At 60.8% G+C, this 13,374-nt stretch carries 9 protein-coding genes; 2 read left to right on the forward strand and 7 right to left on the reverse strand.

What is annotated here, in order from left to right; translation table 11 throughout:
- Positions 1-131: 131 nt before the first annotated feature.
- The 7 genes from H0921_RS01080 to H0921_RS01110 all read right to left on the reverse strand — a co-directional run bounded on the left by H0921_RS01080 (position 132) and on the right by H0921_RS01110 (position 9,860).
- A complete protein-coding gene (locus tag H0921_RS01080; protein ID WP_194536172.1) occupies positions 132-1,532 on the reverse strand; it encodes a hypothetical protein in 1,401 nt (466 codons plus the stop codon).
- Between the two features lie 266 nt (positions 1,533-1,798).
- On the reverse strand, positions 1,799-4,249 hold the full coding sequence (locus H0921_RS01085; RefSeq protein WP_194536173.1) for a vWA domain-containing protein: 2,451 nt from the start codon (positions 4,247-4,249) through the stop codon (positions 1,799-1,801).
- Between the two features lie 80 nt (positions 4,250-4,329).
- Positions 4,330-5,118, reverse strand: a complete 789-nt coding sequence (locus H0921_RS01090; RefSeq protein WP_194536174.1) for a hypothetical protein — start codon at positions 5,116-5,118, stop codon at positions 4,330-4,332.
- Positions 5,119-5,337: 219 nt separating this feature from the next.
- Entirely contained in the window at positions 5,338-6,375 is a 1,038-nt protein-coding gene (locus H0921_RS01095) for a BatD family protein (RefSeq protein WP_194536175.1), read from the reverse strand.
- A 148-nt stretch (positions 6,376-6,523) separates the two neighbouring features.
- Positions 6,524-7,492, reverse strand: a complete 969-nt coding sequence (locus tag H0921_RS01100) for a tetratricopeptide repeat protein (protein ID WP_194536176.1) — start codon at positions 7,490-7,492, stop codon at positions 6,524-6,526.
- Positions 7,493-7,703: 211 nt separating this feature from the next.
- Entirely contained in the window at positions 7,704-8,732 is a 1,029-nt protein-coding gene (locus H0921_RS01105; protein WP_194536177.1) for a vWA domain-containing protein, read from the reverse strand.
- Positions 8,733-8,840: 108 nt separating this feature from the next.
- Positions 8,841-9,860: a vWA domain-containing protein gene (locus H0921_RS01110; RefSeq protein WP_194536178.1), complete on the reverse strand. Its 1,020-nt coding sequence runs from the start codon at positions 9,858-9,860 to the stop codon at positions 8,841-8,843.
- A 132-nt stretch (positions 9,861-9,992) separates the two neighbouring features.
- Here H0921_RS01110 and H0921_RS01115 point away from each other — a divergent pair, with 132 nt between their 5' ends.
- The gene (locus H0921_RS01115) at positions 9,993-12,380 is read left to right on the forward strand and encodes a heavy metal translocating P-type ATPase (RefSeq protein WP_194536179.1); all 2,388 of its coding nucleotides are present in this window, start codon (positions 9,993-9,995) and stop codon (positions 12,378-12,380) included.
- Positions 12,381-12,587: 207 nt separating this feature from the next.
- Positions 12,588-13,145 carry a thioredoxin family protein gene (locus H0921_RS01120; RefSeq protein WP_194536180.1) on the forward strand — a complete coding sequence of 186 codons (558 nt, stop codon included), beginning with the start codon at positions 12,588-12,590 and terminating at the stop codon, positions 13,143-13,145.
- The last annotated feature ends 229 nt before the right edge of the window (positions 13,146-13,374 follow it).

A 13,374-nucleotide genomic window follows, 5' to 3' on the forward strand; every position in this document is an offset into this window, starting at 1 on the left:
ACCGAGCTGCACTCCAAACGCTCGGGTGAGCCATGATAATGGATGGCTTAGCTAATCTGGAGTCAATTGTCCCCCTCCGCTATGTCACTTTTTCCCAATTCCTACGCAGGCCTGTGGCGTGCTTGCCCACGTTATCGTTCGGCCCCACTGTCGAGAAAGCGTAATAAACCAAGCAGGGCGTGGGCAGTCGCATCGAGCCGGATGTTCCCATCCCGCGGGGACAGATGAAACGCCCCGATGAGCATGTGTGCCCGGAAGGCGTTGTCGAAGTGCCGCGTGTTGGCCTCGGTATATTGCAAACCGGCCAAGTAACGAGTGGCATCCACCACGGCAGTAGCATAACGGCCAAAACGATCCCGATCGGGAATCTGGCGAGTCACTTGGCAGGCTGCGGACAATGCCAGAACGAGCAAACCAGTTTCCGGTCCGGACGGGGTCTCCACAAGTCGGCCATCGCGGAATTGCCGGAAGCCACCAGCCCACTGGGGCAAGCGGGGATCCGTCACTGGGATTTGCAGGGTGCAGAGCCAATCGGCGGCTTCGCAGACAGCCGTCGCCGCTTCCGCCTCCTGAGTCTGGATAAACCATTCCGAGGCTGCCAGGATCAGGGATGCCGCCAGGAGCGGATGCGGATTCGCCCGGAAACGGGCACGATAATGACGCAAACCTCGGCGGATCAACTCCTGCTTCTCCGAAGAAGGGCGATACCGATAGCTACTAGCCACAGCCCACAACGCCCAACCGGGATGCTCGTACTCGCCGTGGGGGTACTGCCGCAAGGGGTCGCCGGCAGGATCGTCGATGTAATGAATGGAACCATCCGGTCGGCTCTGGCGGCGGAGAAACAGAGCCAGTCGTTCCGCCTCGTCGAGAAGCCGCCCTTCAACCGACGGCAGAGCGTGGATCGCCAGGATGACGCTTGCGGCAAAACCCACACGATTGCAGACATCAGACGGGGCGCGGGGAATGCGCACTTGGGTATCCTGGGTATCCACTGGGGCAGCGGCGAGTAAGGTCAGAATCGTCTGGCCTGCTCCGATGGCGTACTTCTCCTCGCCACAGAAACGGGCGGCCAAAGCCAAGGCCATCGCGGCGCGCGCTTGCGCCAAATCGTCATCCCCCTCGAGCGGCTCGCGTAATGCGGGATTGAAGCCATAAAGGAACCGGCCGTGCGTCTGATGCCGACGATGGAGCCACTCGGCTCCCCAAAGCATCCCTCGCACTGCCGCTTGGGTGGTAAACGGATAGGCGACCAGCGGTTCGAACCGCTTGAGCGGGATGTCCTGAGAAGAACGGGAAGTCACTCGATTCCCAGAAGTAGCTGAGCCAAGCGATCCTGCGCTGCCTGAGGCGGCTGAAGGGCGAGTCGGAACATCGCCAACAGCAGGAGGTGCTGCCTCTTTCGGAGCCGGTCGAGTCGGAGCAACTTGTCCCTGAGGATGCTGGGGATAGCTCGGATATGCCGCACTCCACCCCAGGATTCCCCCCACGGCCATCCCTGCCGACAGAAACAACCCCGTCCGGCGACGCATGCGACGCTTCCTCCTGCTTCCGTCCTGACCTCAGACAACTCACGGATGCTACGCAAAACCGCCTCAGAACGCAAGGTGAGCCGGACCGGTTCCTTCATCTACGGTTCATGCCCCCTCGGACCGCTCTGACCGCATAACATCGATACCTAGACGTGATGGATCGATTGAAATCTCAGCGGCTAACAAATCGGATCAGATCCGATCGGCCAGAAGACCTGATCGCTTGGTAAACGCAACGGATCGAAAACGAGATCGAAGGAGAGGAATCACACCAAACCCCACAAGCGTCGCAATCCCCATTCTCCTAGCAGGAAAAAGGCGAATAGGAAGAGCCACAACGGCAGGAAGCCTTGGGAGTGGTCCCGGCGCCAGTCGGGGTAGTAGCGAGGTTTGGGGCGCGTCCAAGCGAAGGTGTGTTGTTTGAGTTCGCGCAGGGCTTGCGGCAGGTCTTCCAGGCGCAGCGCCTTGCCGCCATATGCTTGGGAGAGCCGCTTCATGAAATCGTGATCAGCATTGACGCGTAACATTTCCTCGCTGACATCTGGCTGCACGATATAGCGCGCGGCGGCTTGTAAAAGGACGGGGCGTCCTTGCGGGTCCAATACCGGCTGGCCTTGCTCATTCTTCTTCGGACTACTCAGCAGGACGAAATACTCGCCCGGTTGGCGCGGGCGGTGGAGGACTTTCGCCCCCTCCGCATCTCGAAAGATAATCTCCGGGGGAGTCCGTTCCAACTCTTCGGCGTCCGGCTCTTTCTGATCCGACTTCAGCGGCACAATTTTCACTGTCATTTCCGCTTCCGGATCGTCGTCGCCATTAGGTTTTTTGACACCAACGCGCAACGTCTGTTCCGTTCCGACCTTGAGCTGCCGCAGCGCCGGCCGGATGTAGGCCTGTCCTTCCTCCTCTTCCTGATGGGCCAGCCAGAGGACGCATTGTTTCCAGAACCTCTGGTGAATGTCCAACCCTTGGCGGGTTTTGGGCTGCCCAAAGGAGGTCCACAAATAAGTGTCGTAAGCCGCGAAGGCCAGCACACGCCCGCGGTTAGCATCCCCAATCTGATGCCCGACGAGCAAGGGATCGCGATTCTCCGGCATGGGCCGCCCCGCTTCCACAGGATCGACTTGCGGAGCCGCCCAAGCATAGATTGTCCCGGTCGGCTTGCGGATCAGGCGATTGTATCCCGTAATTTTAGCACGGGAACGGCGGCTGTTGAGGGCATTCCAGAGGGCCGCGGATTCTGCACGGTCTTTTGCTAAGCGGCACATCTTGTCCAGCCCCGCTTCCGTCGGCACTATCTGGTACAGCTCCAGGGGGCGTTGCGTAGCGGGGTCCACGGCTTCGACGATCTTCCCAGGCAGGGGTGTCACGGGCAGCAGGTCTTCGGGCAAGTCATAGTAAGCGTGTTCTCCGCCGAGGAACATGACTCCCAGGCCGCGCCGAAGTACACGCTCGCGGAGTTTATCCCAAAAGGCCGCATCGACTTGAAGCAACTCGCTGCCCCGGACGTTGCCAATGATCACCACATCGTAGGCCTGAGCCTCGAAGTCGAGAAATTGGCGTTCCTGAAGCGTGGGAGGTAGGTCCTGGGTTTGCCGCAACACCAGGTTGATGTCAAAGCGTTTGTCGCTACGCAAGGCGTCCAGAAGTAAGGTATTTTCCCAGCGGAGGCGATCGATCACCAGTACGCGGATGCCGTCCTTGGTCACAGTCAGGTAGGTTTCCGAGGCGTTGTTGTGCGGGCTGCTTTCACCGCTTAAGGGCACAATTTGGCCGTCCCGTTCCTGGCCGACGACGAGGCGGACTTTGACCTCTCCCGGTTGATCGGGAGCCTTGAAGGTCAGGCGGATACGGTTGTCTTTCTCCTGAGATAATAGGAATTCGTCGGTGGCGACGCTCTTCTCTGCGACAAATACACGAGCGACAACCCGACTTCCGACATAACCATAAGCCTGAACGGAGGCGGTGACGGTCACTTCGGTCTTGATAGGGGCCGGTGCGGGATCGCATTGCACGGCGGTTACCACCAGATCACGAGTATCGGAGCGGGTGTTTTCGTCCCCGACCGTAAAGGTGGTCAACGGGACTCCGCGCCGCGCCCAGCGAGCCGCTTCTGCCACCGCAGAGTAACGCTGGCCATTGTCAGCGCCATCCCCAATCAACCAGTGCCCCCGCAGAAACCGCTCCGCCTGCCAGCGCTCGAAGCTGCGGTGCAGGTACGTCCCATAGTCGGAGCGCTTGCCATCCGCCACCGCCGACGGTGTGTACAGGCTGGTGGAGGGATCGAAGTCCGGTGAACCTATCGCGTAAAACACCACCTGTACCTGCTGCTCTTGGCTGAGTTCCTCTAAAAGCGGCTGGCACTTCTCCAGCATGCGGCGTACCGCTTCGATCCGCGATTGACTGTTCACCTCGTCCTGGACCGTCATACTTTCCGAAAGATCAATCCCCACCAACAGGACCGAGGGATAGCGTGGCTCCTGCTGCACACCAACGGCGGGGCGGACCGCCGTCATCAAAGCCACCGTCAAAGCGAAAAGGCGCAGGATGATCAGCACGGCCAACCGGCGCCGGCTGAGCTGTGGATGACTCCCATACGCCCAGAGAGTGATGCCGATGAGCACGAGAGCCAGAACCGCCCACGCTAGCAGGCCGTAGAACGGAATCGACCAGGGGTAAGCGGGTCGCAGGGTAACGAACCAGTCAGCCACTTGCATGGTTTTACCTCAAAGGTTCCGGCGATGGCGATGGCCGTTCGGCCTGCGGTTCCCTCCCAGAGAAGCGTTCCCTCCCCATCCTAGGGGAGCGGCGGTAGACGACCGCCGTCTCCCTCCGGCACCCTCGGATGGACCCATAGCACATCCGTAGCGGGAACCCAGCCCCGTGTCCCATCAGGGAGCTGCAAATGGATCCAGCCTCCGCGCTGACCGGCCCAGCGCCCCTCGACTCCGGCAGGCAACACTGACGGCACAGAGGGCGGATACTCGATCGCATTCCCCATACGCAACAGGCTCGGTCGGGCAAGGATCAGAAGTGGATGGCGGCAGTCCTCACTCTGCCACTGCCACTGTTCCCATTCCCAGACCGTTGCCAGCAGAACCGCACCGCCCAATAATCCCCCGGCCACAACGCCCCAATATCCCCGGCGGATCATCCGGAACCGTGCCAGAGCCAGCCAGCCTCCCCACCACAATCCTGTCACTAAACCCCATATTTCCCAGGGGGAACACCATCGACGGAGCCGCCCCAGGGAAACCGGCTGGCATGCCGATCGCAGCTTCGGATCGCACGCCTTAGCCACTTCCTCCCGCAAGGCAGCCCACTCCCGCTGCAAATAGCGATCCCACGGCGCCAGGGCTAATCCCTGGTGGATCGCCACAAGGGCGTGAGGGAGGTTCCCCGCCAGGTAATACGCCCGCGCTCGATTCCGGGCCAGTTCAGGTGTCTGTTCCCCTTCCCACCACAATTTTTCCCAGCAAGCGGCAGCTTGAGCAAACTGCTGGCGGGCTTTCGCTGCATCGTCACGAGCCGCCACACCGGCTTGGAAGGCTGAGACACCTGTCAACCACCATTCTATTCCTTCCATGTGAGCATATTCGCGATCCGTACTGTTCTCTTCTCTCCCCCAAACCGCCGCTGAACTTAAGAAGAGAATCATCCAGGCAAGCAAGCCTAGCCTCAACAAAGGCTGTTTCACTGCACCCAACCAGAATAGCTCTGCCTCTCGGTCCAAATCCCTGCCGGAGGGGGAATGTTGCCTCGTTTTGTGCGAAGTGATTATGAGTCGCATGGGGAGGTTTTCCACTCAAAGCTCTTCAAGCCGCAGTAGAAGCTCGATAGCCGCCTGAATCTCCGGTTCGATCTGAGACGGCGTGGGCTGGGGGGCAAACCGGCGTCTTTCCCATTCTTGGAGGAGGTGTTCGAGGCGGCTCAGCAGAGAGCCAGGGATATTCTGATCGCGCAGGACTGCCATTAACTCGGCGGGTGTAGCCCATCCCGGCGGGAGATTCCAGCGTTTTTGGATGTAATACACCACGGCGGTATGCAAGGCTTGCCACGGTTGGGAGGATTTCCGTATCCGCTCAAGCTGCCGGACCACGTTGCGGGCCAAGCGGGAACGTTGGAGTCGAGCCAAGCGTTGGGCATCCGGGAACCACCACCGCCATAGACGATACCAGCTCCAAGCAGCTAACGGCCCTAGCACCAAGGACGCGAGCCACAAGCCCGCAAACGGCTTTTTTCCTACGGATGGCGGGACATATCGATCGCCATCGACCAGTTGGAACCAGAACTCCTCTGCCTGAAGCGGCAAGGCTGATGGTCCCTCTGAGCTTGGGGCGGGAAGAACCCGCAGCGTCACCGCCGGAGCCGTGGTCAGAGGATATTGTCGTCCTTCCGGAGCGGAGGGATTGAAGTAATGGAACAACAAGGGAGGGACTTCAGTGACACCGCGATGCCGTGGCCGCAGGCGGTAGGGGAAACGCACTTGTCCACTGGTAAGATCGACCTCCGGGGGAGGCTGTGGCTCGATCCACTCAAACTGTCGGGCAAACACCTCCAGCTTGCGCAAGTCCGGGCGCTGCACCTGCTGAGGATTCCGGACGCGTTCCACCACGAGGGTGGCTAGCAGGACCTCCCCTTCCTTGACACTATCGCGTTCCAATTCCCAGTGGACCCGCACTCCCGCCCCCCAAGCGCCGTAGTAATGCTCGGTCGGCTGACCCAGAGGATTGCTCGACGCCTCTTGGGCATAAGCTTCTCCCCTTACCGGCTCTGGCCCGTGACCTACGACTGGCCAGAGACTCAGGAACAACAGGGAAAACAGGGGGGAAATCTGACGCAAGCCCTTGGACTGCGAAGCGTAGCACCGGGCGGATGCTAAACTTGCGGAAAGGCAAGAGAGCCGGCCCGCAGAGTAGGAGCCATCAAGGCACGTTGGGATCATGGAAGATTCCGACCTTGGACAAGTATAGTACAGGCAAGCGGAAGCCTCACCAATCGCGCAGGTCCAGGCGCTCTGGCCCATAAAGGGTGCGAAGCAACTGCTGCCGATCCCGTTTCAGGCGTTCCGCGGTTTGCCGGAGATAAACCAGAGTATCTTCAGGTGTCAGGGGCTGGACAGTGCTGGTATCTCGGAGTGGTTCCAGATTGCCCGCTCCCGCTAGAGGGATGGTAGCTTGGGAAGGTGGAGACTCCGCCGGCGGGGACCCGAGGCGAGGAAGCGGGGGCAGTCCCGGCGCGGTCGGGGATGGCTGGCTGGCCCTATCTCCAGAGGCAGAAGCTCCTGCGCTCCTGTCCGGCGGCGGGCTGAGATGCGGTGCAGGAAGTTCCTCCTCGCTGGACGGTGGCAAATGCTTCTGACGTTGAAGGTCGTCCCGTCGCCTCACTTCATCCCAAAGCTGCTTTGCCAGTTCCAGGTGATAGCGGGCATCGGCAGTCCGAACTGCATCGAGTCCGCCGCTATCCAGCGCCCGCTGAAAACAGACAATTGCCAGGCGGTAGGTTGAGGCATCACCTCCTCGTTGCAAGAGGCATACGCCCCGATTGTACCAGGCCCGGCCCAACCGCTCCCGCGGGCACTCCGGGTCCGCTAACACGCGCTCAAACCACAATTCCGCTTCCCGATAGCGCTTCCGATGATATTCCACCAATCCCCAGTGAAAGGCGACTTGACCAGGGTCAGCGGTCTGCCAGAAGGCCTCTCGCAAAGCCTGCTCCGCAGCAGAGGGGTCCCCGGCCTCTTCCGCCTGATAGGCTTTCTCCACCCACTCCCGGACTTGCCGTGCCGAGTCATCGATGGACTCACCCGCCCGCCACCTTCCCCAGAGGACAGTCATCGCCCCTTGAGCCGCAAGGGCTACCAAAGCTGTCACCATCAACAAACTCGCCCCGATCCGCAAAACCAGAGGGCGGACAATTCCCAGGGCTGTCGCGACCTCTACCGAGGCCATCCCTCGCATGGCGAATCTCCCACTGGGGCAGTTACTTCATTCTAAGCCTTACCCCAGATGGCGAAAACGAACCGTTACAGTTCCAGGAATCCATCTTCCTGCCGGTGATCCACCTTTTCCTCATCTATCCTGTGAACACCCAGGAGCGAGAACGCAGGAACCCCTAGTTCGAGTCGCTCGAGGCATTCCGCTTCCTTGTCCTTGGTTCCGTTTTCTCTCCTTAGCGTGAGCGAAGCCAGAAGAGGCAACAGAGGAGCAAAGCCGCCAGGACAAATCCGCGATAGCGCTCTTGCAGAACCGGCAGGTTTTCATCGGCGGCAAGCCGGGAAGGAAGCGGCTCCAAATACTGGCGAAAGAAATCCCCTACCTGAGGAATCTGTCGCTGGGCCGGCAGGTAGTAACCGCCGGTCTCCTCGGCGATCGTTCGCAACACTGACTCATTCAGTCGGGTTTGCACAAAGTCTTCACCGAGTACCAGCGTGGCAGGCGAGTTGGGATCGCCCAGTCCCACTGTGTGTACGGGAACGCCGGCGGTGCGGGCGGCGGCAATGCCCTCTCGCCACTCCTCATCTTCACCGGGATCATCTCCGTCGGAGAGCAATAGGATGTCCTGATAGCCTGGATAGCGCCGATCGTGAGCTTGCACGGCGGCGGCTAATGCTCGGCCAATACGCGTGCCGGAAACCATGTCGCTGGGACCAGGACGCACTTCCACCGGCGGATACTCCCCATCCACTTCGAGCAATAAGGTGCGCAGGAACTCGTAGTCGGTGGTCAACGGCGCCAGAAGAACGGGCCGGGCAGCAAAGAGAACAATACCGAGGCGATGACCGCCCCGGTGCTCAACCGTTTCCAGCAGATCAAGGGCTGCTCGGCGAGCCGATTGCCAGCGCGTGCGATGCTGCGGGTCGGCCATATCTTCCGCTTGCATACTGCGGCTAAGGTCGAGCACGAGGATGAGGTCCCGCCCCACAGCCACGGCACTCTCTTCACTGCGCCCCCAGCGCGGTCCCGCCAGCGCTAGGAGGAGCAAGCCCCAGAGCACGGCTTCCGCCGCCAGCCACCTGCGCCAGCGATTCCGGGCCTGGACTGCCAGAGGCGTCAGCGTGACCTGCCCCAGCCGCTGCTGCCTGCGACTCTGTTCTCTCCACCGCCAGACGAAAAGGAGTGGAAGACCTAGCAAGAGCCACACTACTTCGGGTCTGGCCCAACGCACCGCTCCGATCGCTTCGCTCCATTCGGGGATCATTCCCGCCTCACGACTTTTTCAATTTCATCTCCCCTCGGTATACTCCGACGGATGAATCCCTAGACAGCCACAGACACCTGTGTGAATTGGACACCTGATCACTCCCTCTCAAGGTAGGGTCCGCCACCAGGTCGTTTCGAGCCAGCGCAGGAGCAATAGTCCCACGAGGGCAGTGGCGATAGCGTGGGGATAGTACTCGAAATATCGGCGATACAGGTAAGTAGTGGCCGGCGCTCGCTCGAGGCGGTCGAGTTGGCGGAAGGCTTCCCGCAGAGCCGTCCCGTCGCTGGCCGGCAGGTATTGCCCGCCGGTCATCGCAGCGATGTCCTGCAATGTTTGTCGGCCAATCTGCCGGTTGCGTTGCATTTCGGGGGGGCTATCCGCGGGCAGCTCTCCTGCGGGGTCGAGGGCATACACAGGGATGCCGAGGTTCGCCGCCAATTGGGCTGCTTGCCGGGGACGCAAATTGTCCTCGGTGATGTGGGTATGCTCGCCGTCGCTGAGCAGAATCAGCACCTTCCTCAGATGGGGTGCCGCTTGCAGTCGGATCAGTCCCTCAGCCAGTGCATCCCCGACGTTGGTCCCGGCATCGATTCCCGCCTTCGGTTCCAGACGTTCCACTTGCTGCCGCAGGACAGAGGCGTGATTGAATGTCAGCGGGCAGACAGTACGCGGCACAGCGGCGAAAGTTACCAGTCCGATCGCATCCGAAGGACGGCCGGGAAACTCCTCTCCCTCCGGCGTCGTTCCCCCGAAAACGAAGAGCAGGAAGGCCCGCCGGGCGGCCTCCAGGCGGCTGATCTCCGGCGCATCGCCCCACCAACGCACAGGTTCATTCATACTGCCGCTGATGTCCAACACCATCATGATGGCAATGCCTTCTGCAGGCAGCCGAGTCCGCTCGTCAGGAATGCGCGGCCCCGCACAGGCGAACACCAGAAGACTTCCCACAACGAGTCGGCCCAATAACCCCCCCCACCGGGAGAACCGGGCGCGTCGGCCAGACAACCCTCCGAACAGCCGCACGTCACTGTAACACACCGCGGCACGACGCCGACGGAACCACCACCACGCCGCCACGACTACGACGGGAAGCAACCACCACGCTTGCGGATAAGCAAACTGCATACCCACCGCCCGGCACAAGTCGTCCTACAATCCATGTCAGCGCTATCCTACGAGGAATTGTACACTAACTCTACGCCCGCTCGCCGCCGAGGAAGGGAACCTCCATGCCGAAGAAGTAGCGAGGACCACCCTATGACCCAGCCCGAACCTGCTCCGCGCCCGACCAGCTTTTCCCTCAACCTGGCGGATGACACCTTGTCGGTACCATTGCACCTCGACCCGGTTTGTGGCATGCGCGTCAATCCGAACCAGGCGGCTGCCCAAGTGCAATACCACCAGCAAACCTTTTACTTTTGCTCCAAACACTGCGCCCAAAAGTTCCAAGCGCAACCGGAACGCTATCTCCAAGCACCCGCGGCGGAAAGCTGCTGTGCCCTAGGAGCCGCCCCCTCAACAGTCCTGCCCGGCGCCCCTTACACCTGCCCGATGCATCCTGAGATCGTGCAGGACCACCCCGGCACCTGCCCTCTCTGCGGTATGGCTTTGGAAGCGACGCTGCCGGCAACCGATACCCTGCATGAGGAAGCGGAAACCCGACACCTCCGGTTCCTGACCCTTTGGGCCAGCGTGCTCTCCTTGCCTGTCCTGCTCTTGGCGATGGGACCGATGCTCATCGGCTATCACGGCCCCGACGGCTTCCATCTAATCAGCGCCATCGTGCAAGGGATTTTGAGCACGGCGGTGGTATTTGGGTGCGGCCGGCTCATTTTTACCCGCGCTTGGGAAGCAGCCAGGCATCGCACGACCAACATGTTCACCCTCATCGCCATCGGAGTCCTGGCCGCCTGGGCTTACAGCACCCTCGCATTGCTTTTTCCGCAAATGTTCCCCGTGACCTTACGGAGTGAACAGGGAGAATTGCCCCTCTACTTTGAAGCGGCGGCGGTGATCGTTACTCTGGTGCTGCTTGGCCAATGGCTGGAAGCCCGCGGCCGGCACAAAACGGGGGAAGCCTTGCGCAGTCTACTCCGGCTCTCCCCGGAAACCGCTCTCCGCATCGAGGTGGATGGAGCGGAACGCGAAGTGCCCGTAGCTCTCATTCAGGTCGGTGATCGCTTGCGCATCCGGCCGGGGGATCGCATTCCCGTCGATGGCTTGGTGCGCGAAGGTCACAGTGCGGTCGATGAATCCCTGCTGACCGGAGAAGCCATGCCTGTGGAGAAAAAGCCTGGTGATCCGGTCATCGGCGGGACGCTCAACACGGAGGGCGTACTCATCATGGAGGCGACGCGGGTCGGCTCTGACACCATGCTCGCCCGCATCATTCAACTGGTCGCCCAGGCGCAGCGCAGTCGCGCTCCGGTCCAGCAACTGGCCGATCGCGTCGCGGCTCATTTCGTCCCGGCTGTTCTCCTCATCGCCCTGCTGACAGGCATCGCGTGGTGGGCTTTTGGTCCGCCCCCCGCTTTCAATGCAGCCTTGCTTCACGCCGTTGCCGTGCTGATTATTGCCTGTCCCTGTGCATTGGGACTCGCTACTCCCTTAGCAGTCACGGTCGGGGTGGGTCGAGCAGCCACGTTGGGCATCCTGATTCGTTCCGCACAGGCCCTGGAACAATTGGCTCAGGTGGACATTCTGGTACTCGACAAAACAGGGACCCTTACGGAAGGGCGCCCCCGCCTAACCGATGTGGTGGTGAACCCGCCGCATACTCCCGCCGAGGTCCTCCGCTGGGCGGCAGCCCTGGAAAACAACAGCACGCACCCCTTGGCGCGGACCATCACGGAGGCGGCACGCGAACGTGGACTTTCCTGGCCTCTGGTCGAGGAGTTCATGTCTGCTCCAGGGCGCGGCTTGCGCGGGCAAGTCGAAGGGAAAACGGTAGTTCTGGGCACGGCGCGGTGGGTTCAGGAACATGCTTCCCTTTCCTCCTCTTGGCTGGAACAAGCGGAGAGCCTCCGTCAGCAGGGAGCCACAGTTATGTTCTGTGCTGTGGAAGGGGAATGCGTAGCGCTCTTGGCAGCGCGCGATCCTGTACGTTCGGATGCGGCCCAAGTCGTGCAACAGCTTCGTGCGGAGGGACTGCACCTGGTGATGGCCACAGGAGATGAAGCACGTACAGCTCAAGCAGTAGCTCAAGCCGTCCAGATCGTGGAGGTCCATGCCGGCGTGCTGCCGGAGGATAAGGTCGCGCTCATCCGCCGCTACCAGCAGCAGGGACATAAGGTGGCTATGGCCGGCGACGGCATCAATGATGCACCCGCCCTCAGCGCCGCCGATGTGGGAATCGCTTTAGGACACGGGGCCGATGTCGCCCTGGAAGCGGCCCCCGTCGTGCTCGTCAAAGGCGACCTCCCCGGCCTCCTCCGCGCCCGCCGACTCAGTTGCGCCACCGTCCGGATTATCCGCCAAAATCTGGTCTTCGCCTTCGCTTACAACATCCTTGGCATTCCTCTAGCGGCGGGTCTGTTCGTTCCCGTGCTAGGAATTTCGCTCCATCCGATGTTCGCCGCCTTGGCCATGAGCCTGAGTTCCGTCTCAGTGGTCGCCAACGCCCTGCGGTTGCGCTATGCCCCGTGATCGCGCCGGCTTGTGGAAGCAGCCATTCTCCAGACCAGCGGATGCGTAACATGGTCGGACGCCTTCGGCATTCCTCCTGTTCGCTCAACCCCCAAGCGCTTTCTCGCACCGGTATCGAGCGTATCAAGGCTCGCTCTCGTACCTCCGCTCCATACAATAGCCTCGCCTGTTTTCGGCCCAGCTTCCTGCCTCTCTGGAGGATCGCTCATGGCTCTGACCGAATCGACCATGGCCCCCCTCGGAATGCCTGCCCCGGATTTCCGACTCCCGGATACCGACGGCAAAATGATCTCGTTATCGGACTTCGCCCAGGCCCCCGCTCTCCTCGTGGCTTTCATTTGCAACCATTGCCCGTACGTCAAGCACATCCAAAAAGCCTTCGCCGAACTGGCCAAGGAGTATCAAGCCAAAGGCGTAGCTATCGTGGCCATCAACAGCAACGATCCTGTGGCTTACCCTGAGGACTCCCCGGCGAAAATGAAAGAGGAGAAAGAGCGGCTTGGCTATACCTTCCCTTACCTCTTCGACGAAACCCAAGAGGTGGCGCGCGCCTATCGGGCCGCCTGTACACCGGACTTTTTTGTTTTCGACAAAGAGCGCAAGCTGGTCTATCGCGGCCAGATGGATGATAGCCGTCCGGGAAACGGCAAGCCGAACGATGGCCGGGACCTGCGGGCCGCTCTGGATGCTGTACTCGCGGGCCATAAACCTTCAGTGGATCAGAAACCGAGCATCGGTTGCAACATCAAATGGCGGAATCGATGAATGATATAGAGGAGTCGGCGTGGTGGCAGCCGCTTCCTAACCTCACGTGACTTGTTGGCCGCTTGGATCAAGACACCATAATTGACTTGTGACCACAATCTTACTGTGTTAGGCTGCTAAGATAAGAGTTAGAGCCGCCACGAGGATTTTCCTGGCCCCTGTTATGCTCTCACGGACCCAGAACGATTAACCACCCCCTGCTGCCTTGGAGAAACAATCATGTTCCGAT

The sequence above is a fragment of the Thermogemmata fonticola genome, from assembly GCF_013694095.1.
Classification (GTDB): Bacteria; Planctomycetota; Planctomycetia; order Gemmatales; family Gemmataceae; genus Thermogemmata; species Thermogemmata fonticola.